General features: G+C 61.8%; 21 protein-coding genes and 1 tRNA gene. 13 read left to right on the forward strand and 9 right to left on the reverse strand.

The genetic code is table 11. From position 1 onward, the window contains the following. Positions 1-49: 49 nt before the first annotated feature. From aceF to lpdA, 3 genes are all read left to right on the forward strand, one after another. Positions 50-1,726, forward strand: coding sequence for a dihydrolipoyllysine-residue acetyltransferase (gene aceF / locus ACIQWO_RS02510; RefSeq protein WP_402818753.1), 1,677 nt, complete (start codon positions 50-52; stop codon positions 1,724-1,726). Positions 1,727-1,804: 78 nt separating this feature from the next. After that, positions 1,805-2,386: an MFS transporter gene (locus ACIQWO_RS02515; RefSeq protein ID WP_039403532.1), complete on the forward strand. Its 582-nt coding sequence runs from the start codon at positions 1,805-1,807 to the stop codon at positions 2,384-2,386. A 20-nt stretch (positions 2,387-2,406) separates the two neighbouring features. Then, the gene (lpdA, locus tag ACIQWO_RS02520) at positions 2,407-4,179 is read left to right on the forward strand and encodes a dihydrolipoyl dehydrogenase (protein ID WP_402818756.1); all 1,773 of its coding nucleotides are present in this window, start codon (positions 2,407-2,409) and stop codon (positions 4,177-4,179) included. A gap of 267 nt (positions 4,180-4,446) precedes the next feature. On the opposite strand, the gene ACIQWO_RS02525 is transcribed toward lpdA, so the two are convergent. Further along, positions 4,447-5,007 (reverse strand): phasin family protein, encoded by a 561-nt coding sequence (locus ACIQWO_RS02525; protein ID WP_150576875.1) that lies wholly within the window; start codon positions 5,005-5,007, stop codon positions 4,447-4,449. 504 nt (positions 5,008-5,511) lie between these two features. Here ACIQWO_RS02525 and ACIQWO_RS02530 point away from each other — a divergent pair. From ACIQWO_RS02530 to pbpG, 4 genes are all read left to right on the forward strand, one after another. Then, on the forward strand, positions 5,512-6,453 hold the full coding sequence (locus ACIQWO_RS02530) for a histone deacetylase (RefSeq protein WP_402818759.1): 942 nt from the start codon (positions 5,512-5,514) through the stop codon (positions 6,451-6,453). 92 nt (positions 6,454-6,545) lie between these two features. Continuing rightward, complete coding sequence (locus tag ACIQWO_RS02535; protein ID WP_402818762.1) at positions 6,546-7,508, forward strand: DMT family transporter; 963 nt, start codon at positions 6,546-6,548, stop codon at positions 7,506-7,508. 58 nt (positions 7,509-7,566) lie between these two features. After that, positions 7,567-8,373 (forward strand): nitroreductase, encoded by an 807-nt coding sequence (locus ACIQWO_RS02540; protein WP_402818765.1) that lies wholly within the window; start codon positions 7,567-7,569, stop codon positions 8,371-8,373. 188 nt (positions 8,374-8,561) lie between these two features. Continuing rightward, entirely contained in the window at positions 8,562-9,830 is a 1,269-nt protein-coding gene (gene pbpG, locus ACIQWO_RS02545) for a D-alanyl-D-alanine endopeptidase (protein ID WP_402818768.1), read from the forward strand. Positions 9,831-9,951: 121 nt separating this feature from the next. Here the strand turns inward: pbpG and ACIQWO_RS02550 are convergent, their stop codons facing one another. Next, a complete protein-coding gene (locus tag ACIQWO_RS02550; protein WP_402818771.1) occupies positions 9,952-10,779 on the reverse strand; it encodes an IclR family transcriptional regulator in 828 nt (275 codons plus the stop codon). 285 nt (positions 10,780-11,064) lie between these two features. Between ACIQWO_RS02550 and ACIQWO_RS02555 the strand changes: the two genes are divergently transcribed. From ACIQWO_RS02555 to ACIQWO_RS02565, 3 genes are all read left to right on the forward strand, one after another. Beyond that, positions 11,065-12,351, forward strand: coding sequence for a hypothetical protein (locus ACIQWO_RS02555; protein WP_402818774.1), 1,287 nt, complete (start codon positions 11,065-11,067; stop codon positions 12,349-12,351). Between the two features lie 101 nt (positions 12,352-12,452). Next, positions 12,453-13,178 carry a (Fe-S)-binding protein gene (locus ACIQWO_RS02560; RefSeq protein WP_039399035.1) on the forward strand — a complete coding sequence of 242 codons (726 nt, stop codon included), beginning with the start codon at positions 12,453-12,455 and terminating at the stop codon, positions 13,176-13,178. A gap of 85 nt (positions 13,179-13,263) precedes the next feature. After that, entirely contained in the window at positions 13,264-14,673 is a 1,410-nt protein-coding gene (locus ACIQWO_RS02565) for a LutB/LldF family L-lactate oxidation iron-sulfur protein (RefSeq protein WP_402818778.1), read from the forward strand. Positions 14,674-14,772: 99 nt separating this feature from the next. Here ACIQWO_RS02565 and ACIQWO_RS02570 read toward each other — a convergent pair whose 3' ends face one another. From ACIQWO_RS02570 to ACIQWO_RS02595, 6 genes are all read right to left on the reverse strand, one after another. After that, positions 14,773-15,432 (reverse strand): amino acid ABC transporter permease, encoded by a 660-nt coding sequence (locus ACIQWO_RS02570; protein ID WP_039399031.1) that lies wholly within the window; start codon positions 15,430-15,432, stop codon positions 14,773-14,775. A 121-nt stretch (positions 15,433-15,553) separates the two neighbouring features. Then, positions 15,554-16,351 carry a transporter substrate-binding domain-containing protein gene (locus tag ACIQWO_RS02575; protein ID WP_402818782.1) on the reverse strand — a complete coding sequence of 266 codons (798 nt, stop codon included), beginning with the start codon at positions 16,349-16,351 and terminating at the stop codon, positions 15,554-15,556. Positions 16,352-16,402: 51 nt separating this feature from the next. Continuing rightward, on the reverse strand, positions 16,403-17,431 hold the full coding sequence (locus ACIQWO_RS02580) for a quinone-dependent dihydroorotate dehydrogenase (protein ID WP_150811583.1): 1,029 nt from the start codon (positions 17,429-17,431) through the stop codon (positions 16,403-16,405). Between the two features lie 163 nt (positions 17,432-17,594). Beyond that, the gene (locus ACIQWO_RS02585; RefSeq protein WP_150664947.1) at positions 17,595-18,383 is read right to left on the reverse strand and encodes an arginyltransferase; all 789 of its coding nucleotides are present in this window, start codon (positions 18,381-18,383) and stop codon (positions 17,595-17,597) included. Further along, entirely contained in the window at positions 18,380-19,144 is a 765-nt protein-coding gene (aat, locus tag ACIQWO_RS02590; RefSeq protein ID WP_402818788.1) for a leucyl/phenylalanyl-tRNA--protein transferase, read from the reverse strand. The genes ACIQWO_RS02585 and aat overlap by 4 nt, the downstream gene beginning before the upstream one ends. A gap of 77 nt (positions 19,145-19,221) precedes the next feature. After that, entirely contained in the window at positions 19,222-19,836 is a 615-nt protein-coding gene (locus tag ACIQWO_RS02595) for an NUDIX hydrolase (RefSeq protein ID WP_402821775.1), read from the reverse strand. 211 nt (positions 19,837-20,047) lie between these two features. Here ACIQWO_RS02595 and ACIQWO_RS02600 point away from each other — a divergent pair. Continuing rightward, positions 20,048-20,124, forward strand: a tRNA-Met gene (locus ACIQWO_RS02600). A gap of 157 nt (positions 20,125-20,281) precedes the next feature. Next, a complete protein-coding gene (locus tag ACIQWO_RS02605; RefSeq protein ID WP_402818791.1) occupies positions 20,282-20,785 on the forward strand; it encodes a GNAT family N-acetyltransferase in 504 nt (167 codons plus the stop codon). On the opposite strand, the gene ACIQWO_RS02610 is transcribed toward ACIQWO_RS02605, so the two are convergent. After that, entirely contained in the window at positions 20,754-21,608 is an 855-nt protein-coding gene (locus ACIQWO_RS02610; RefSeq protein ID WP_402818794.1) for an EamA family transporter, read from the reverse strand. The genes ACIQWO_RS02605 and ACIQWO_RS02610 overlap by 32 nt on opposite strands. A 265-nt stretch (positions 21,609-21,873) precedes the next feature. Between ACIQWO_RS02610 and dusA the strand changes: the two genes are divergently transcribed. Then, the gene (gene dusA / locus ACIQWO_RS02615; protein WP_402818797.1) at positions 21,874-22,887 is read left to right on the forward strand and encodes a tRNA dihydrouridine(20/20a) synthase DusA; all 1,014 of its coding nucleotides are present in this window, start codon (positions 21,874-21,876) and stop codon (positions 22,885-22,887) included. Positions 22,888-23,001: the final 114 nt, after the last annotated feature.

Genomic DNA, 23,001 nt, shown 5'->3' on the forward strand with positions numbered 1-23,001 from the left:
GACCGGCGTGTGCCGCACGTCAAGCGCAGCCTCGAGGAGACTGTGGAAAATGAGTCAAGTGATCGAAGTGAAAGTCCCGGATATCGGTGACTTCAAGGACTTGCCCGTAATTGAAGTGCTGGTGAAGGCGGGCGACAAGATCGACGCCGAGCAGGCCCTGATCACGCTGGAGTCGGATAAGGCCACGATGGACGTGCCGAGCCCGGCCGCAGGTGTCATCAAAGCGCTGAGCCTGAAGGTTGGCGACGAAGTGTCCGAAGGTTCTGTGATTCTGACGCTCGAGACCGCCAACGGCTCGGGTGCACAGGCCAATGGTGCGGCTGCAACGGCCGCTCCGGCTGCCGCACCGCAAGCTGCTGCACCTGCCGCTGCTCCGGCAGCCGCCTCGGCAGCGCCTGCTGCCCCGGCCGCTAGCGGCGGTACCAGCAAGATCGACGTCAAGGTGCCGGATATCGGTGGTTATGACGACGTGCCCGTGATCGAAGTGCTGGTGAAGGTGGGCGACACCGTCACCGCGGAGCAATCGCTCGTGACGCTGGAATCGGACAAGGCCTCGATGGATGTGCCGAGCCCGGCCGCAGGTGTGGTGAAGGAACTGAAGGTGAACGTCGGTGACAAGGTCTCCGAAGGTTCGCTGATCCTCGTGCTCGAAGGCGCGGCTGCCGCTCCGGCTGCAGCACCCGCCAAGGCAGAAGCCCCGGCCGCCGCACCGGCACCCGCCGCTGCAGCGCCCGCTCCGGCACCGGCTCCGGCGGCAGCACCGGCACCGGCCGCAGCGCCTGTGGCAGCACAAGGCAGCCAGCCGATCAGCCACGCCAGCCCGTCGGTGCGTAAGTTCGCACGCGAACTGGGGGTGGATGTCACGCAGGTCAAGGGCACGGGTCCGAAGGGCCGAGTGGTTGTCGACGACGTGCGCAACTTCGTCAAGAGCGCGCTTTCCGGCAACCGTCCGGCCGCTGCAGGCGCAGCGCCGGCAGGTGGTGGCGAGTTGAATCTGCTGCCGTGGCCGAAGGTTGATTTTGCGAAGTACGGTCCGGTCGAGCCGAAGGCGCTCTCGCGCATCAAGAAGATCTCCGGCGCGAACCTGCATCGCAACTGGGTCATGATCCCGCACGTCACGAACAACGACGAAGCGGATATCGGTGAACTCGAAGCGTTCCGCGTGCAGTTGAACAAGGAAAACGAAAAGGCTGGCATCAAGGTCACGATGCTTGCGTTCGTCATCAAGGCCTGCGTGCTGGCCCTGAAGAAATTCCCGACGTTCAACGCCAGCCTCGACGGCGACAATCTGGTCTTCAAGCAGTACTTCCACATCGGTTTCGCTGCTGACACGCCGAACGGCCTCGTGGTGCCGGTCGTTCGCGACGCGGACAAGAAGGGTGTGTTCGAGATCGCTCGCGAAACGTCGGAACTGGCAAAGCTCGCCCGCGAAGGCAAGCTTAAGCCGGATCAGATGCAAGGTGGCTGCTTCTCGATTTCGTCGCTCGGCGGCATCGGTGGCACGACCTTCACGCCGATCATCAACGCACCGGAAGTGGCCATTCTGGGTCTGTCGCGTTCGTATCAGAAGCCGGTTTGGGATGAGCGTAAGCAGCAGTTCCTGCCGCAACTGACGCTGCCGCTGTCGCTGTCCTACGATCACCGCGTGATCGATGGCGCAGAAGCTGCTCGCTTCAACGCCTACCTGGGTCAACTGTTGGCGGACTTCCGTCGCGCGATGCTGTAATGGCTTTTGCCGCCGGTGTCGCGTGAGCGCACCGGCGGCATTCGCGCAAGCTTCAGGATTCTGGACGGGGAGGGCATCATGACCACCGTGGTAGTCGTCAAGAAGGCAGGGGAAATCGCCATTGCCGCCGATTCGCTCGTCACGTTCGGCGATACCCGGCTGTCGCAATCCTACGAAGAGAACCGCAAGGTTTTTCTCGTGGGGGATTCCTATGTCGGTCTGGCTGGCACGACGGCACATTTTCCGGTCATGCGCGCCATTCTTTCCGGTATGGCGGATGAATGCCGTCTCCATTCGCGAGACGAAGTTTTCCGCACGTTCTGCCGGGTCCATCAGAAGCTCAAGGAAGAGTATTTCCTCAACACCAAGGAAGAGGAAGACGACCCGTACGAGTCGTCGCAGATCACGAGTGTGATTGCGAATCCGACTGGGATCTACGGGGTTTATTCCTACCGGGAAGTGTTTGTTTTCGATCGGTTCTGGGGGATCGGCTCGGGGCGCAATTTCGCGCTCGGTGCCATGTATGCCCTCTACGACCAGGATCTGAGCGCACGTGCCATCGCCGAAGCCGGCGTGAAGGCGGGGGCGGAATTCGACAAGAGTTCGGCCGGTCCGTTTCAGGTACATGAGTTTCCGATCGATACCACCATCAAGTCATAAATGCGACAGGGAGACCCCGCATGAGTCTCATTGAAGTCAAAGTGCCGGATATCGGCGCAGAGGGCGTAGACGTCATCGAAGTGATGATCAAGCCCGGCGACAAGATTGCCAAGGATGCGTCGCTGATCACGCTCGAATCCGACAAGGCTTCCATGGAAGTGCCGTCCGAAGTGGCGGGCACGGTCAAGGAAGTGAAGATCAAAGTGGGCGACAAGGCCAGCGAAGGGACGTTGATCGCCATCGTGGAAGCGGAAGATGCAGGCGCCGCCAAGGCCGCCGCGCCCGCAGCCGCTCCGGCCGCAGCGCCGGCACCGGCAGCGGCACCTGCTGCTGCAGCGAGCGCACCGGCCCCGGTTGCTGCCAAGCACAGCGGCAGCGCCGACATCGAATGTGAAGTGCTCGTGCTGGGCGCAGGCCCGGGCGGATACTCGGCTGCATTCCGCAGCGCGGACCTGGGGCGCAAGACGGTGCTCGTCGAACGCTACGCAACGCTTGGCGGTGTCTGCCTGAACGTGGGTTGCATTCCGTCGAAGGCCTTGCTGCACACGGCTGCCGTGCTTGAAGAAGCGCAGTCGCTGGGTCACCACGGCATTTCGTTCGCGAAGCCTGAGGTCGATCTCGACAAGCTGCGTGCTTACAAGGAAAGCGTCGTTGGCAAGCTGACCGGTGGTTTGGCCGGTATGGCGAAGATGCGCAAGGTCGAAGTCGTGACTGGCGTCGGTGCGTTCCTCGACGCGAATCACGTCGAAGTCGTCGACAAGGAAGGCAAGAAGAAGGTCGTGAAGTTCGCACAGGCCATCATCGCAGCGGGCTCGCAAGCCGTGAAGCTGCCGTTCCTGCCGGAAGATCCGCGCATCGTCGATTCGACCGGCGCGCTTGAACTGCGCCAGATTCCGAAGAAGATGCTGGTGATCGGTGGCGGCATCATCGGTCTGGAAATGGCCACGGTCTACAGCGCGCTGGGCGCGGAGATCGACGTCGTCGAAATGCTCGACGGTCTGATGCAGGGCGCTGACCGCGATCTGGTCAAGGTCTGGCAAAAGATGAACGAAAAGCGTTTTGGTCACGTCATGCTCAAGACCAAGACGGTGGGTGCAGAAGCCAAGGCCGACGGCATCTACGTGAAGTTCGAGGGCGAAGCTGCTCCGGCAGAGCCGCAGCGTTATGACCTGGTGCTGGTGGCTGTGGGTCGTAGCCCGAACGGCAAGAAGATCAGCGCCGAGAAGGCAGGCGTGGTGGTGGGCGATCGCGGGTTCATCTCGGTCGATAACCAGATGCGCACCAACGTACCGAACATCTTCGCGATCGGCGACATCGTCGGTCAGCCGATGCTGGCACACAAGGCCGTACACGAGGCGCACGTCGCTGCCGAAGCCGCACATGGCGAGAAGGCTTACTTCGACGCGATCCAGATCCCGTCGGTGGCTTACACCGATCCGGAAGTGGCTTGGGCCGGTAAGACGGAAGATCAGCTCAAGGCCGAGGGCGTCAAGTTCGGCAAGGCTGTGTTCCCGTGGGCCGCATCGGGCCGCGCGATTGCAAACGGTCGCGACGAAGGTTTCACCAAGCTGCTGTTCGACGAAGAGACGCACCGCATTCTCGGCGGCGCTATCGTCGGCACGCATGCGGGCGACCTGATCGGCGAACTTTGCCTGGCCGTCGAGATGGGCGCGGACGCTGTCGATATCGGCAAGACCATTCACCCGCACCCGACGTTGGCTGAGTCGGTCGGTATGGCCGCCGAAATCTACGAAGGTGTTTGCACCGACGTTCCGCCGCCGCGCAAGAAGTAAGACTGCGCACTCGGCATCCTGCGTACGCAAGCGCGCAGGAACAAAAAACCGCCATTCCCTTGGGAGTGGCGGTTTTTTATTGGACGTCGCAAGCGGGTGGGCGTGCCTCGTGCGTTCGCGAATGCGGCGACACAAAAAGAAAACCCGGCTCAAGGCCGGGTTCGAAAGGTACCTGCGGTACCGAGGAGACAACTGGGTGTTGCTACAACTTGGGGTGCAGCGACAAACGGTTGGCGTCCCGGGTAACGACTGGCAGGACGCTATCGATTACTTCTTGGCGGTGGCAGCACGCGAAGCCTGAGCCGCAGCCTTCGAGGCGACGTTCGTCGCAGCAGCGAAGTTCGTCTCAGCGATTTCGACGGCTTGCTTGGTAGCCTTCTGGACGCTGTCGAACGCGCTGTTGGCAGCGGACAGAGCCGACTTGGCCAGTGCAACGGCGGACTCCGAACCGGCCGGGGCATTCTTGGCCAGGTTGTCGAACAGCGCTTGCACGTTTTGCGAGCCTTCGGCCAGTTGGGCTTCAGCCACCTTGGTCACTTCGGCTTGCGTCGACGAAGCGATTTCATACAGGTGACGGCCATACGCGAGTGCCTTTTCGGCAGCCGGCTGAACCAGGTTGGCTTGCAGGGCGAGCAGCTCTTGCGCGTCCTTCACAGCGAAAGCCTTTTGTGCGGTCGATGCGGACTCGGCCAGCGATGCCTTCACGGCTTGCAGGTTCAGTTCGACCAGCTTTTCAACGCCTTCAAAGGCTTTGTTGGTCAGACCAAACAGGGTTTCCAGATTGGCTTTGTGTGCGGCGGCGAGTTGCTCGGGGGTCAGAAACGACATGGCGTTCTCCTATGGTGTCATACACAACATATCGACCCACTCCGTGTTCGCTCGTTGGTTCTCACCTTATACCGGTGAAAACACGGTTGGGGCCTTCTCAGTAAGTGCGATCTCTTTTGTGCATCGCACAAATGCAAGTTTAGAGATATTTTTGTGACTGTCAAGTCATTTTTGTGCGTTGCACAAATTCAACAAAAGCTTACAAAATCAGCGACTTGGGATCCCGTGAAGGATTGATGACACCGCGTTGCGGCGAACGCCCGTCAAAGCGCAAATCCTGTGTTGGTGCGGCTTTGCACCGTATCCGACATCGGGTTTTGCACCACTTTGGCGCTCGGGCGGCGCTCGACGGCCGATGGTAATATCGATTCGTTCCGGCACTGGCGGAGCGGTCACCTGCGTCTGGCATACCTGCGTTTAGAGGAATGCCTCGCGACTACCGTTCTCCAGTGCCGCTGTCATTCAACGCTTTTTCGCGCGCCGTTTCGTCGGCCTCTCGCATCGATGCAAGCGTTTTACAGCGATCACTTCGTTCTGCCGCTTCCCCCCGGACACCGTTTCCCGATGGAAAAGTACGCTCGGCTGCGCGAACGCGTCGCCGGTGAGCTGCCGCACGTCGAATTGACGGAGGCGCTGCCCGCAGATGACGTGATGCTCGGGCGAGTGCACTCGCGGGAGTATGTCGACCGCGTGAGTGCAGGCGAGCTGGATCCGAAAGAACAGCGCAGCATCGGGTTTCCGTGGTCGCCGCAGATGGTCGAGCGCTCCCGACGCTCCGCTGGGGCGACGGTGGCGGCGTGCCGCGCGGCGTTGAGCGACGGCGTGGCGGCCAATCTGGCTGGCGGTACGCACCATGCCTACGCCGATCGCGGGGAGGGCTTCTGCGTCTTCAATGACGCCGCCGTCGCGGCGCGAACGATGCAAGCCGAGCTGGGGACGGGGACGCGCGTGGCAATCATCGACCTCGACGTGCATCAGGGCAACGGCACCGCAGCCATTTTCGAGCACGATCCGAGCGTCTTCACGCTCTCGCTACATGGCGAACACAATTACCCGTTTCATAAGGTGACCGGCGACCTCGATGTGGCGTTGCCCGACGGTTGCGGTGACGACGAATATCTCGTCGCGCTCGGTCATGCGCTGACGGATCTGTTCGCGCAATTCACCCCGACGCTCGTCATTTACCTTGCGGGCGCCGATCCGCTGGAAAACGACAGGCTCGGCCGTCTTTCACTGACGCACGATGGCCTGCTCGCACGTGACCACCGTGTGCTGACGGCTTGCGCCGAGCGCGGGTTGCCGGTGGCGATTGCGATGGCGGGAGGGTACGGTCGCGATATCGACCAGACGGTTGCCGCGCATTTCGCCACGATTCGTCTCGCCAGTCGGTTCCATCGGACCGCTCGCGGCAGATTTCACGCAAGCGCTGGCGGTGTTCTCGTATGAGCGAGCATCGAACGGCTCCGCCTGCGCAGCCCTCGTCGGCCACTTCAGCATCGCGTTCAGCACACGCACCGATAGCATCGACCGGCTCGGCCATGGCGATCTGGAGCGCGACCATGCCGTGGTGGTTCGTGCTGATCTGGAGCACCGGATTCATCGTCGCGAAGTACGGCATGCCGAATGCCGAACCGCTGACGTTCCTCGCGTGGCGCTTCGGCTTCACATTGGTCGTTATGTTGCCGATTGCGCTGCTGACGCGCACGCCGTGGCCGATGCGTCCGGTCGCGACGGACGGTGACGTAACGCGCGCGTCTGCGACGACGGCGACTCACCACCGACGCATCGACTGGCCGCTGCTCGCACACCTGGCTGTCTCCGGCATCCTGATTCAGGCGGTGTACCTCGGCGGCGTCTGGGCGGCGATCAAACAAGGCGCACCCGCTGGATTAGCGGCGCTGGTGGTCGGCATTCAGCCACTTCTGACGGCGATTTTCGCGCGCGTTGTCGGCGAGCCGGTGTCGCGTCGCCAGTGGCTGGGGCTGCTTTGCGGCTTCATCGGCGTCGGCCTGGTGGTGGCGAACAAGGTGGGCGTTCGCGGCGTCGGCGCTGGCGCCGTAATGTTGTGCGTGCTGAGCCTGTTCGCGATTACGGCGGGCACGCTCTACCAGAAGCGTTTCTGTGCGCATTTCGATTTGCGTGTGGGCACCGTCGTGCAGTTCGGCGCGGCCTTCGTGGTGACGCTGCCCGCCGCGTGGGCGCTGGAGACGATGCAGGTGCGATGGAATTTCGAGATGATCGGGGCGCTCGCCTGGTCGGTGCTGGCGCTGTCGATCGGCGCGATTTCGCTGCTTTTCCTGCTGATCCGTCATGGCGCGGCGACCAAAGTCTCCAGTCTGATGTATCTGACGCCCCCGACCACCGCCGTCATAGCGTGGATGTTGTTCGGCGAGACCCTCTCGCCACTGAGCGCGGCCGGTATGGTCGTAGCAGCCCTTGGCGTCGCGCTCGTCATCGAGCGGCGTGCGACGACGGCCGCAGCGACGTCGTCGAGGACATGAGCCTCGTCCCTGCCGCAATCGTTCGGGGCAGGGCGTCGCCTTCCATTCACGATTTGTAGTGAGCGTATTGGCTATGAAGCATCACCATCCGCGTGCCGACGGCGCGCCAGCCGCGACATCGGCGCCGACACACCTTGCTGGGGAAAGTACGCATCCCTCGGCTGTCAACGAGAACGCCGGGCTGCGCGTGAAATATGTCGACGAGGCGATTCGTAGTCGACGTTCGATCCGAGCCTATTTGCCGACGCCGGTGCCGCAAGCCACCATCGCGGACATCCTGTCGGTGGCGTCGCGAGCGCCCTCCGGCAGCAACATCCAACCGTGGCAAACCTATGTGCTCACCGGCCAGGCGTTGAATCGGTTGACGTCGCGTCTGCTAGACGCGTTCAACGATCCGGCGCAGCGGTTGATGCATCAGGAGGAGTACGCGTACTACCCGCGCGAATGGACCGAGCCGTATCAGGCGCGGCGTCGCAAGGTGGGCTGGGATCTTTACGGCTTGCTGGGCATCGGTCGCGCCGACAAGGCGCGCATGCATGGTCAGCACGCTCGCAACTTCACGTTCTTCGACGCGCCGGTCGGGTTGCTCTTCACGATCGACCGCCATCTGGAGCAGGGGAGTTGGCTGGATTACGGCATGTTCCTTCAAAGCGTGATGGTCGCGGCGCGGGCGCGGGGTCTGGACACCTGTCCGCAGGCGGCATTTGCCACGTTTCATCAGGTCATTGCTGCGGAACTGCATCTGCCGGAGACCCGAATGGTCGTGTGCGGCATGGCGATGGGCTATGCGGACCCTGCCGCCGTGGAAAACGGTCTCGTTACCGAACGCGCGCCGCTCGACGAGTGGACGCACTTTTTGACCTAACGTATATCAAGAGGTTGGCGTTATTTGGCAAAATTTGGCGGATGTGTAATTTGGCGCGTTGCGCTGCACAAAACTGCCAGATGCCGGTTTAAGTATTTCAGCTAAGTCATTCATATTGCTTATTTTTTCGGAAGTTACTAAACTTCTCCCAAACTCGTTGCCTGCCAACCTTAAGCTACCCCCAATCTATGTACGCGATCACCACCCTTGCGCGTCTGTGCCGCTCCCGTCTCTGGGGTGCTGCCGTCGTGGCGATCTCGCTCGCCGCCGGTGCCCCGGCAGTCGTTCACGCCGCCGGTAAGACGAGCGAATGCTCGCCGAAGACGGCCAAGACTGCCGCTCAGAAACGCGCGTGCGCGAATCCCAAGGCGACGAAAGCCGTCGCCACGTCCAAATCCGGTGCTAAACGCGCTGCCGCCACACCTGCCGCTCGCGAAACGAAGAGCGCCAAGGCTGGCGGCAAAGCCCGTAAGCTCGCTGCCGTCGAGGATGACGGAGCCGCAGCGAAGAAGGTCGCCGTCAAGCGCGTCGTCTACAAGAACGGCAAGCGCCGTGTCGTGACGTCGTATCGCACCGTCAACTTTGCGCCGCAAGCCCCGGAGCGTCTCTCGACGGGCCGTGCTTTCGGTCTGCATGAAACGCCGGACGCGCTTGCGCTGCGTTCCTCGGTCGCTTATGTGGTCGACGAGCGCACCGGCGAATCGCTGTTCGACAAGAACTCGCAAGCCGTGCTGCCGATCGCCTCGATCTCGAAGCTGATGACGGCGATGGTGTCGCTCGACGCCGGCGTGCCGATGACCGACGTCATGGAAGTGACCGACGAAGATCGCGACTACGAGAAGGGCACGGGTTCGCGCCTGTCGGTCGGCTCGCGTCTGTCGCGTGAAGACATGCTGCATATCGCGCTGATGTCGTCGGAGAACCGTGCGGCCGCAGCGCTGTCGCGTTACTTCCCGGGTGGCCGTCCGGCGTTCCTCGCCGCGATGAACGCCAAGGCGAAGCAACTGGGCATGAACGACACGCACTTCAACGATCCGACGGGTCTGTCGAGCCAGAACGTGTCGAGCGCGCGTGACCTCGTGAAGATGGTCAAGGCGGCTTATCAGTACCCGATGATTCGTCGTTTCTCGACGGACAGCAATTACGATGTGAACACCGGTCGTCGCGAACTGCACTACGTGAGCACGAACCACCTGATCGGTCATTCGGGCTGGGAGATCGGCCTGCAAAAGACGGGTTACATCAACGAAGCCGGGCAGTGCCTCGTGATGCAAGCCAACGTCGAAGGCCGTCCGGTGATCATGATTCTGCTGGACTCGACCGGCAAGTATTCGCGCTTCGCCGACGCCACGCGCGTTCGCAAGTGGCTGCTGGAAGGCGGCGGCGCTACGCCGCAACGTACGGCGGGCACAACGCCGACGGCTCAAGTCGCGACTAACAACGGACACGCGCTGTAATTCGCGCCACACCGCAGATGTAAAAGAAAGGCGCTCCCTCGGGAGCGCCTTTTGTTTTGTGCGACGGGATGAGCGTCGGCGGCAGGGCGCAACAAGATCGCGCCCTATACCCTGCGGCGAATCACTCCGCCGTTGCGACGTGCGACATACCGCCGCCCACATCCGGGTTCGGCGAATGAAAGCCGAGCGACGACGAGATTTGCAGCGCCGTCTCGTTCAGATTCGCCAGCCAGGCGTCTTGCAGACGGTCTGCCGGGGCAGAGAGCGAGAGGCCTGCCACGAGCTTGCCGCTGTCGTCATAGATCCCTGCAGCGATGCATCGCACCCCTAACTCAAGCTCTTCGTTGTCACGCGCATAGCCTGACTTGCGCACGTGCGTCAGCTCGCGTTCGAGTTTTTGCAAATCGGTGATGCTGTTACGCGTGTGGCCCGAGAGTCCGGTGCGCGTGGCATAAGCGCGCACGCGCGATGCTTCGTCGGCCGCCAGGAACAGCTTGCCGACCGACGTGAGGTGCAGCGGCGCGTGACCACCGATAGCGCGCACCACCTGCATGCCGGAGCGCTCGCTGTAAGCGCGTTCGATATAGACGATTTCGTCGCCCTGACGCACTGACAGATTGACCGTCTGTCCGGTAATACGGTGCAGTCCGCGCATGGGCGTGAGCGCGGCGTCGCGCACCGACAGGCGCGCTTTGACCAGATTGCCGAGTTCCAGCAAGCGCATGCCGAGACGGTAGGTGCCGGGATCGCAGCGATCGACGAAGCGGCACGCCACCATGTCGTTCAGGATGCGGTGCGCGGTCGACGGGTGAAGTTCGGTGGCTTGCGCCAACTCTTTGAGACTCACGGGATCGGCATGTCCGGCAAGGGCGTCGAGCAAACGCATCATGCGCTCGATCACCTGAATGGACGTGCGCGACTCCGCGCCTTGACTGGTGTCGTCTTTCATGAGGTAGGGCCGAGTTTCGTATAGCGTCGATTCTATATCATATGGTGAAAAATTCGCAGGTTTCGGGTAGACGATTCCTGTAAAAAGCCGGGCGTTCACCGGCTACCACACACACAAGGTGCCTCCCTCCACAACATGCGTTGAGTGACGAGTAGCGTTCATTCGGTGACAGAAATCTAAAGTGGGCGGGCGTTCGCCTCATTACCATGCACTTCAGTTCCGCGACGATGTCACGCCCTTGGTCGCAGCAAGGGAGGGGGCCGACACCAACAAGGAGGGGAGTGCATGTATGGCGAATATTTAAGTTACTCGGGGTATTCGATGTTCTCGATGGCGGCCGACCAATCGGCGCTGCCGGTGAGGGTGTACAAGAAGGGCGCATCTATCGCACAGAAGCGCCAGGAAATTGCCTCGCAACTCACGCAAATTCGAAACGCACAGCTGGCCATGGGGGGGAGCACCTATGCGGTTGACAGGCTGTCATCGGCGTTCGAGAAGTCGTACACCAAGGCAACGTCCGGATACTGGCGTGGTGGCCTGCGGGATCCATTTTGGCGATGCCTCACTGTGCCGGATTCGCCAGGATTCTTTTGCTCGATGGTCGCGGATCAGCTCGATGAACCGTGTGTGGAGCGCATGACGTCATCGGCCAGGCGGTTGCTGTCGATTCTGACGTCGCTTAGCGAGGCGCTTGAGCACGAGCAAACGATGTTGCGCGAGTATGCGTCGCTCGTGTCAAAGACCGGTGATCTTCAGAGTGACGCGATTGACGGTGTCGTTGCCAACTGGGAGGCGTTGGAAGACTTGAAGCGTAGGTGCATGACGTTTCGCGCGCAAACGGCACCGTTTATCGAACACATGCGGCGCGCAGTGGATGTAGCGCGCTCAAGTGTGAAGCCGGACAGGAAACATCACGGCAAGCGTGAAGGGATCAACGGGGGACTCTACGCTGCTGGGGCGATCGTCTCGGGGGTCGCTTTGCTCGTTTCGGGCTGGGTGGTGGCGATCATTGGCTTTTGCGTCACCATGGTGATTCGGTGTGTGAGCTTGGGGAGTATTCGAGGTTTCGATAGAGAAAAGGGCTGGAAGGCCGTAGAAGGCCTTCTCGATCAGACGAAGGAGTTCATTAATAATCAGGAGACCGCTATGTACACAACGTTAGCTGGACAAATATCGACGGTGCAGGCCGATCAGGACCGATTGGCGTGGCAGCAACTGCAAAAAAACTGGGCGACACTCCAGCAAAATTCAGCGACGCTAAAGCAAAATTCGGCGACGCTAAAGCAGCACTCAGAAGATCTGCGTAGCATGAAAGGGGAATTCAGTTCGATCAGGCAGGAGCTCGCGCAAACTGCAACGTCGCTGCGTGGCGACTTCTCGACGTTGCGCAAGGATTTTGAGGCGTTGCGCAACACGATCCTGTTTGATAAATCGTCTCGCCAACCGGGGATTCCTGAGGGAAGGCCCGTGGCGTGTGATCATGACGAAGTGCCACCCCGTGCCCCAATGGAGCGGGCCATGTCGCTCGAAACGTTCCGCCCACGGCAGAAACCGGGGCAACCCAGAGCGTGAAGCGCCACCGACTGCGAGCGGTGAATACGGGAATCCACGCTGGGCCGGTACGGCCCGGCGACTTATAATGGCGCATTATTCCCGAAAAGAGGATTCCCCCAATGCGCGTCGGACTGTTTGTCACGTGTCTGATCGACATGATGCGGCCGGAGATTGGCTTTTCTACGCTCAAGCTGCTCGAGACAGCCGGTTGCGAGGTCGTGATTCCCGATTCCCAGACCTGCTGTGGTCAGCCGGGCTACAACTCGGGTGAGCGCGCCATCGCTCGCGACCTCGCCCAAAAATTCCTCGACGAATTCGAATCGTTCGATTACGTCGTCGTGCCGTCCGGCTCATGCGGCGGCATGGTCAAAGCGCATTACGGCGATCTTTTTGCCGACGATCCCGAACTCATGGGCCGTTACGAGCGTCTGCGTCCGCGCGTATATGAACTCACGGACTTCCTCGTCAACGTACTGCACGTCGACACCGTGCCCGGCGACTACAACGGCGAGGTGACGTATCACGACTCCTGCTCCGGTCTGCGCGAACTCGGCGTGAAGACGCAACCGCGCGCGCTGCTCGCCAAAATGCCCGGCGTGAAGATGACGGAGATGAAGGACTGTCAGGCGTGCTGCGGTTTCGGTGGGACCTTCGCGCTCAAGTACGGCAACATTTCGACGGCCATCGTCGATGAGAAGTGCGCCAACATTGCTGCCAGCGGCGCACCGGCCGTTGTGCTGGGCGATCTCGGGTGCATGCTCAACATCGAAGGGCGACTGCGCCGTACCGGCGACACGCGCACGCGCGTGCTGCACATTGCGCAGGTGCTCGCTGGCGATGCCTGAGCGCGCCGCCATCTTCCCGACCTTCAGGCTTGTGCGCGCCGACAGCGTTGCGCGCGCAGGCCGTCATCACTTCACGTGAGTCGCGATGCAAGTTCAATCGATGCAATTCAAGGCGCGTGCCGGGCAGAAGCTTGCCGACCAGCGTCTGCAAGCCAACCTCAAGAAGCTCTCGACCAAGTTTGTGACGGCGCGCGCGAGCGCCATGGAAGAGATCGATTTCGAGTCGACGCGTGAGGCGCTCAAGGAGCGTCGAAATCGCGGGATCGAGAATCTCGACGTCTGGCTGGAGATCTTCGAGCGCGAAGCCACGCGACGCGGCGCGACCGTCCTGTTTGCCGAATCGACGCAGGATGCAGCGCGTCTGATCGCCGAGATCGCGCGTAAGCACGACGTCAAGAAGGTGATCAAATCGAAATCGATGGTCACCGAAGAGCTGCAACTTAACAAGGTGCTCGCCGATATGGGCGTACAGTCGGTCGAGACCGACCTTGGCGAGTACATTCTTCAGATCAACGACAACGAGCCGCCGTCGCACATCATCGCGCCGGTCGTGCACAAGGATAAGGACGAGGTCGCCGACCTGTTCGCGCGTGTGCACCAGAAGCCGCGTCTGACCGAAATCCCGCTGATGACCCGCGAAGCGCGCGAGATGCTGCGTCCGCAGTTCCTGTCGGCGGACATGGGCGTGACGGGCGGTAACTTCCTTATCGCAGAAACCGGTTCGGTGGCGGTGGTGACCAACGAGGGCAACGAAGGCATGTGCACGATCATGCCGCGCGTGCACGTGGCTGTCACGGGTATCGAGAAGGTGCTGCCGACGCTGGAGGATCTCGCCACGGCGATGCGCCTGTTGCCGCGCTCGGCCACGGGGCAGGGCACGTCGAACTACTTCTCGTTGCTCACTGGTACGCGTGCCGAGGGGGAGGTCGACGGGCCGGATCACATGTACTTCGTGATCGTTGACGGTGGACGTTCCGGTCTGATCGGTAGCGCGTTTCAGGAGATGCTGCGCTGCATTCGCTGCGGTGCTTGCATGAACCACTGCCCGGTGTATCAGAAGATCGGCGGCCACGCATACGGATGGGTGTATCCGGGGCCGATGGGTTCGGTGCTCACGCCGAGCTACGTCGGGCTGGAGAAGACGCTCGATCTGCCGCAAGCTGCGACCCTGTGTGGTGAGTGCAATCGCGTTTGTCCGGTGGGGATTCCGATTTCTGATTTGCTGCGCAAGTTGCGCGAGCGTCAGGTGGATCGGGGGCTGCGTCCGTGGCGCGAGCGGGCGGCGCTGGCGGCATGGGCCTTTACTGCGCGTCGACCGCGTCTGTACGCCACGCTGTCGAGCCTCGGTTCGTGGGCGTTGAAGCGTATGGGCCGCGATCGCGGGAGTATTTCCAAGCTGCCCTTCGCTGGCGGATGGACGGATACGCGCGAGATGCCTGCGCCGAGCGGCAAGACTTTCCGCGCGATGTATCGCGAACGTCGCGCGCCGCGCTGATCGCGTCGACAGCCAATAAAAAAGCTGGCCTCCCTGCGGAGTGCCAGCTTTTTTTACGTGCCACCGAAGTCGGCGTTGGTCGGCTTAGCTCAGTTCCGCTCAGGTACGTGAGGGCAGGGCAAGGCGCTTTTCAATGCGACGTTGCAATGCCGACAGTCCCGTCGACAGCACCCAGTAGATGGCGGCGCATGCGAGGTACAACGGCAGCGGCTGATACGTCGACGCGATGACTTCCTGTGCCGAACGCAGCAACTCCGTCACCGTAATCACGGAGACCAGTGATGTGTCCTTGATCAGGCTGATCAGGCTGTTGCCGAGACTCGGCACAGCGATGCGCAGCGCTTGCGGCCCGATGATGTAACGCAGCGTTTGCCAGTACGAGAGTCCGAGACTGTACGCGGCGAGCCATTGTCCGCGCGGCATGCCTTCGAGCGCACCGCGCATGCTCTCCGAAAGATACGCGCCGACGTTCAGACTGAGCGTGAGCACGCCCGCGGCCGTCGGCTCAAGCGAGATGCCGACGCCCGGCAGACCGTAATAGATGACGAAGATCTGCACCAGCAGTGGCGTGCCGCGCATGATGCTGACGTAGGCACGCGCAATGGCCCGGAACACGCGCACCTTGCCGATGCCCATGACCGCCACGATGATGCCGATCGCCAGACCGAACACCATCGACATCAACGCGAACTTGATGGTAAGCACGGTGCCTTGCAACAGCACTGGCAAGGATTGGGCCGCGAGTTCGAATGGATTCATGGGGGGAGTGTCTTAGGGGGATGTCTTGCGACGGATAGACAACGGCCGGCATCCGCAACGTGGGCGTGATGCCGGCCGTGAGTCCGACGCGATTATCGTCTCTATCGCCGTCGTTACCGTATTACTGCGCCGGTTTGGACGTGTCCTTGCCGAACCACTTCTGCGCAATCTTGGCGAGCGAGCCGTCCTGCTTCATGCCGTTCAGCGCGCCGTCGATGGCCTTGGTGAACGCCGGATTACCCTTGCGGAACGGAATGCCGACCGCCTGATTCGTGCCCGGCAGCACTGCGCCTGCCTGGAGCGGCAGCTTAGCGTTCTGAAGCAGATACGCCATCATCAACTGGTCATTGAGCGCGGCGTCGACACGGCCTGCGGCGAGATCGGCGAGGTACTCGGGCGCGCCAGGGTAGGTGCGCACGTCGATACCGGCCACTGCCTTCGCCATCTTGTCGTAGTTGCTGCCAAGGCTTACGCCGAGCTTGTGGCCCTTGAGATCTTCAAGCGTCTTGAACTCCCGCTTGTCGTCTTTGCGACGAATCAGTTGCGCCGCCGAGTACGTGTAGGGCTCGCTGAAGTCGAGCGACTGCTTGCGCTCGTCGGTGATGGCGACCTGATTGACGATGACGTCGAACTTGCCTGCCTGAAGACCGCCGATGATGCCGCTCCATTCGGTCGTGACGAACTGGGGCTTCACGCCGAGACGCTGAGCGACGGCTTTGGCGACATCGACGTCGAAACCGTCGAGCTGACCGGACTTGTCGCGATAGTTGAACGGTGGGTAGGTGCCTTCGATACCGATCTTCAGCACGCCCGCGGACTTCACGGTGTCGAGCAGGTCAGCGGCGCGAGCGGGCGACGTGCCGATGAGGGCGGCGGCGGCCAGCGGTACGAGGCAAAGCGTCTTGAGCCAGGATTTCATGATGTCTGGTTATCCCTGTGTCAAATGAAGGGGACGCTGACGTTCGGCCTGTCAGACCGTACGCAGCGCTTGCACGCATTCTCGCACCAGCTCGGGGCCGCGGTAAATCAGGCCACTGTACACCTGGACCAGACTGGCGCCTGCATCGAGCTTCGCCTGTGCGTCCGCACCCGACAGAATGCCGCCGACACCGATGATCGGCAGTGCGCCGCCCAGCTCGGTGGCTAGTGCGCGGATGACGCGGTTGGACGCGTCGAACACCGGACGTCCCGATAGTCCACCCGTTTCGTTGGCGTACGGCAGGCCTGCGACGGCCTCGCGCGAAAGCGTAGTGTTCGTTGCGATTACGCCGTCGAAGCCGTGGCGCGTGAGCGTTCCGGCGATCACCTTGATCTGCTCGTCGTCGAGATCCGGAGCAATCTTCAAGGCGATCGGCACGTACTTGCCGTGACGGTCGGACAGCGCGCGCTGCTTGTCCTTGAGCTTGCCGAGCAGGGCGTCGAGTTCGTCGCCGCCTTGCAGTTGACGCAGGTTCTTGGTGTTCGGCGACGAGATGTTCACCGTCACATAGGTGGCGTACGGATAAACCTTCTCGAGGCAGATCAGATAGTCGTCGACGGCGCGCTCGATGGGCGTATCGGCGTTCTTGCCGATGTTCAGGCCCAGGGGCCCCTTGTAGCGCGCGGACTGCACGTTCTGCAGGAATTGCTCGACGCCGCCGTTGTTGAAGCCCATGCGGTTGATGATGGCTTCGGCTTGCGGCAGACGGAAGATGCGCGGCTTTGGATTACCCGCTTGCGGACGCGGCGTCACCGTGCCCACTTCGACGAAACCGAAGCCGAGGGCGGCAAGACCGTCGATGCAACTGCCGTCCTTGTCGAGACCGGCCGCGAGGCCGACGGGGTTCGGGAAGCGGATACCCATGACCGTGCGCGGCGATTCGGGGAGCGTCTGACCGACGAGACCGGCCAGGCCGAGCGAGGCAGCGCCGCGCAGCGTAGCCAGCGTCAGATGGTGGGCTTGTTCGGCGTCAAGGCAGAACAGGGCGCGACGGGCCAGAGGGTAGAGAGGCGCAAGCACGATGTCGGGTTCGGCAGAATCGGAAAGTCGCCATTTTACCGGTATCCCGGGCGCGGAGCGCGTCTTTTTCTACGCTCTGCGTACTCCTGTTTTGCGTAGTTGCGGATGGCGGATGAGCGCGATGCGCACTCACGCGACGCGGCCAGTGCGACGGGCGGGCAGACTATTGACCCGGTGACTGCCCGGCGGCGTCGAGCATGGCCTCGGGCATGTCTTGCCATTGGCCGTCGAGCAGGCCTTGCAGCGGGCGGAAATTGGCCTTGTAGACCATTTTGCGGCTCTGCTGAATCCAGTAGCCGAGATAGACGTGAGGCAGTCCGAGTGCGCGCGCCTGTTCGATCTGCCACAGGATGTTGTACGTGCCGTAGGACGCTCCTTCGACATCCGGATCGAAGAACGTGTAGACCGACGACAGGCCGTCGCTCAGGATGTCGACCATGCTGATCATGCGCAGCGTGCCCGCCCCCTGATGGCCCGGCGGCTCGCGAAATTCCACCAGACGCGAGTTCACACGGCTTTGCAGCAGGAACTGCTCGTACTGCTCCCGGCTGTCGTGATCCATGCCGCCGCCAGCGTGGCGTCGCGACTGGTAGCGCATGTAGAGCTGGTAGTGCTCTTCGGTGTAGTGCAGTCCGGAGACGTTGACAGCAAGCGCCGCGTGGCGCTTCCAGATACGACGTTGCGTGCGGTTGGGGACGAAGCGGGCGATCGGCACACGCACGGGAACGCAGGCGCGGCAGCCATCGCAATACGGGCGGTACGTGAACACGCCGCTACGACGAAAGCCGGAGCGCACGAGTTCGCTATAGACGTCCGAATTGATCAGGTGGCTGGGGGTGGCGACCTGCGAGCGTGCGGTGTGATTGTCGAGATAGCTGCAGGGGTACGGCGCCGTTGCGTAGAACTGAAGGGCGGACAGCGGGGAGAGCGGCAGTTCGTTCGGATGGGTCACTGCGAAACCTCGTGAGCCTTGTCTGCTGCGTTACCGTAGGCCAGTGCGCTGAGCATCTGTTTGTCCAGACGCCAGACCGGCGCGGGGGCCACGACCGCCTTTTGCACATGCGCCAGAAAGGCCTGACGCGGGATTTCACCGCCGCCAAGTGACGCCAAGTGCGCGGTACTTTGCTGGCAGTCTATCACCTCTATTGCGTGTGTGCGTGCAAACGAGACGAGCGCGGCCAGCGCGATTTTCGAGGCGTCGGTGCGTTTGGCAAACATCGATTCGCCGTAGAACATGCGCCCGAGCGCGACACCATACAGGCCGCCGACGCGCTCGCCTTCGTAGTACGTCTCCACGCTGTGCGCGAGTCCGGCGTCGTGCAGCGCGCGGTAGGCGTTGACGATGGCGGGGGTGATCCACGTGCCGTCCTGACCGCGACGTGGCGCTTCGGCGCACGCCTGCATGACGGCAGGAAAGTCGACGTCGAGGCGAATCTCCCAGGCGTCGTCGCGCAGCACGCGGCGCAGCAATTTTCGGAAGTTGTGACTGACGACGAAGTGCTCGGGCCGCAGCACCATGCGCGGATCGGGGCTCCACCAGAGGACTGGCTGGCCTTGCGAGTACCACGGGAAGATGCCTTGCCGATACGCGGCAAGCAGGCGTTGCGGTGAGAGGTCGAGTCCGGCCGCGAGCAATCCCGGCGCGTCGCTCGATGCGTCGAGCGCTTCGTCTACAGAAGGGAAGGGATCGTTTGCTTCGAGCCAGACGACCATGACGACGTCAACCTTGCGGGGGTTTCGTCGACATCACAGGGCAGGCGCAGATGTCGACGCAGCGGGCGACGGTGCGTTCAGACACGCAGCATCGGCGTGAGGATGTCCTCGGTGTGCGCCGTGTGAACGGGCAGCGAGGGTACTGGCGCGCCCGGAACGGCAGCGTCTGCCGAAGCTTCGACGTGCACGCCGAAGGCACCCGCACGGCGATCTTCGAAGAAGAAGCGCAGTGTCTTGGCGACGGTCGGGAACGCGATGTCGTCCCACGGGATTTCGTCTTCAGAGAAGAGGGCGACTTCCAGGCTCTCTTCACCGGCGGCAAACTGCGGCTCGCGCATCTGTGCCAGATAGAAGATGTGCACCTGATTGACGTGCGGTACGTTGAGCAGCGAGAACAGCGCACCGACTTCGACGACGGCGCCAGCTTCTTCCAGCGTCTCGCGTGCGGCGGCTTGCGACGTCGTCTCTCCGATTTCCATGAAGCCCGCGGGCAGTGTCCAGTATCCGAGGCGCGGCTCGATGGCGCGCTTGCACAGCAACACCTGATCGCCCCACACAGGCACCGTGCCGAGCACGTTGCGCGGGTTCTGATAGTGGATGGTGCCGCAATTGGTGCACACGTGCCGCTCGCGGTTATCACCGGGCGGAATGCGCAACTCGACCGTATGGCCGCAGGCGGAACAGAATTGGATGGGAGGACGTCGGTTCATGGTTGCTGCGAGTGTATCACCGGCGGCGCGCGCTGTGCGGCGACGCACACCGGGTGCCGGGATAACCCCGGTATTGGCGATGTACGGCGGATTGCAACGATGCGCGCGGGACGGGCGAACGCATCACAGGAAAAATATTCGGCCCTTCATGTTGCACTGCGATGGCAATTGTCATATAATCTAATTCTTCAGACGCGGGGTGGAGCAGTCTGGCAGCTCGTCGGGCTCATAACCCGAAGGTCACAGGTTCAAATCCTGTCCCCGCAACCAAATTCGAAAGCCTGATTTCCACAAGAAATCAGGCTTTTTGCGTTTCGGCTGCTGCTTTGCACGATGTCCGCGCTTGGTCCTGTGATTGCGCCAGGGATCGTTTGCAAAACGGTGCAGCGCGAACGCTCATGCTAACGAAATCCAACCACGGGTCTCTATGTCTGGCATCTCTACTCCCGGCGAAAACGAATTCGACACTATCACCGAACTCTGGGAGGCGTCCGTGCGTGCCACGCACGACTTCCTGAGCGATGACGATATTGCGTGGTTGCGTCCACGCATTCGCAACGAGTATCTCGGCGCGGTGACGTTGCGCGTGTTCCGCGATGACGACGGCATCGTTCGCGGTTTTCTTGGCGTGTCGCCGGGCAATGTGGAGATGTTGTTCGTCGCCCCTGAGGCGCGTCGACAGGGGATCGGCGCAACGTTGCTCGCGTATGCGGTGCGTGAGTTGGACTGTGTCGGTGTCGATGTCAACGAACAGAATCCGCAGGCGCTGGCGTTCTATCGTCGCGAGGGCTTCGAGGTGACGGGACGCTCCGAACTCGATGGTCAGGGGCGACCGTTCCCGATCTTGCATATGCGACTTGCAACGGCAAAAACCGTTGCGCCGCCTGCGCCTACTGCATCTACTGCGACGCCGGCAGCAGACGCTGTTTGATCTTCGCGCCGAAGACGTTCACCACGAGACCCGTCATGACTAGCACGGCACCGGCGATTTGCGGGGTCGTCAATTGTTCGTCCAGCAGCAATGCTGCCGACGCCAGTCCGATGATCGGCACCAGCAGCGAGAACGGAGCGACCTGGCTGGCGGGGTAGCGCGTCATGAGGCGGCCCCAAAGCGAGTAGCCGACGAGTGTGGCGATGAAGGCGAGATAGGCGATTGCGAAGATCGACGACGCCGAGATGTGCTCGAGCGATTGTGCGATCTGCTGCGGACCTTCGAACCAGTACGAGAGCAGGACGAACGGAATCGGCGGAATCAGGCTGGCCCACACGACGAGTCCGACGAGATCGACCTTGCCGATTTTCTTCGTGACGATGTTGCCGGTGGCCCAACTGAGCGAAGCGCACAACGTCAGCACGAAGCCGATGAGTGTCATGGCGCCGCCGCCTTGCATGCCGATGACGGCGAGCCCCGCCGCCGCAATCAACAGGCCGATGACGTTCTGCGCGCGAAAGCGTTCGCCGAGGCACATTGCAGCGAGCCCGAGCGACGCGAGTCCGGCGGGCATGCCGACGTACATCGCAGTAAACAAGAGGGCGAACTGGCCGAACGAGATGGTCGCACCGTAGGCGATCAGCCATCCGAGGGACACTTGCGGGCGTTTGACGAAGAAGATCGCGGGAAACGCCGCAAGCAAAAATCGGAGTGCGCCGAGCAACATGGGCGGAACGCCATGCAGGCCGACTTTGATGACGACGAAGTTCACGCCCCAGGCGAGTACGACGATCAGAGCCTGCAAGAGGTCCTTCGGTGCCATGATGGCGTCTCCTGTTGCCGAATAGTTAATTTGTTATCGACGGAAGGCGAAAGTGTACTCCCGGTGCGTCGACCTGTCGTGAGGAAAAACCTGTCGGAAGGCTTGCTGGTCGGACGATGGACGTGCGTTCCCCGGTGCCCCCGGTCCCGGCGGCCGATGAGGCCATGACGTATACTTTGGGTTTCGATTATTAAGAGACGTCGTCTCAGTTGCCCAAGCGGTGTTTGGCGCGCGAGGCGGCGTTTGCCGTATCTGAGGAACTTGCATGAACTTGCCTGCCCGCCGCGTCAGCGTCGCACCGATGATGGATTGGACGGATAAGCACTGTCGCGTCTTTCACCGTCAGCTTTCGCGTCACACGTGGCTGTACACCGAGATGGTCACGACCGGTGCGCTGTTGCACGGCGACGTCGCGCGTCATCTCGATTTCGATGCTGTGGAGCATCCCGTCGCGTTGCAACTGGGCGGGAGTGAGCCGCAGGATCTGGCGCGCGCGGCGAAGTTGGGCGAGCAGTGGGGGTACGACGAGATCAACCTGAATTGCGGCTGTCCGTCGGAGCGCGTGCAGCGCGGCGCATTCGGTGCGTGTCTGATGGCTGAGCCGACGTTGGTCGCGGATTGCGTGAAGGCGATGCGCGACGTGGTGCAGGTGCCGGTGACAGTCAAGCATCGCATTGGCATCGACGACGTCGAGTCGTTCTCGTTCGTCGAGGACTTCGTGGGCAAGATCGCTGAAGCCGGATGCTCGACTTTCATCGTCCACGCGCGCAACGCGATTCTCAAAGGTCTAAGCCCGAAAGAGAACCGCGAGATTCCTCCGCTGAAGTACGACTATGCTTACCGCCTCAAGCAAGTGTTCCCGCAGCTTGAAATCCTGATTAACGGTGGCGTCAAAACACTCGATGAAGTCGAGCTGCACTTGCAGCACGTCGATGGCGTGATGCTGGGCCGCGAGGCATATCACAACCCCTATGTACTCGCTGAGGTCGACGCGCGCTTTTATGGTGACGCGTCGCCGGTGAAGTCGCGTGAGGAAGTGGAAGATGCGCTGATCGAATACGCGGCGTCGCAACTGGAGAAGGGGCAGTATCTCGGCGCGATCACACGTCACGCGCTGGGCCTGTATCGAGGCGTGCCGGGCGCGCGCGGATGGCGTCGCGTGCTGTCGGATCCGAAGCGTTTGAAGGCTGGCGTGAGTGCGTTCGAAGACGCGCGCGCTCAACTGCGTGCAGGCGCATTCTCCGAACGTGACGAAGCGCAATCGATCATTGCGGCGTGACGTGTCGCGTGTAAGTGGCGACGTTCGGTGACGAGCGTTCGCCGCGTGAGATGACGATGTCGCGCATCGATCGTGCACGTGAGAGAAGAAATATTTCGAAGAAATGAAAAAAGA

The sequence above is a fragment of the Pandoraea sp. NPDC090278 genome, from assembly GCF_044772185.1.
GTDB lineage: Bacteria > Pseudomonadota > Gammaproteobacteria > Burkholderiales > Burkholderiaceae > Pandoraea.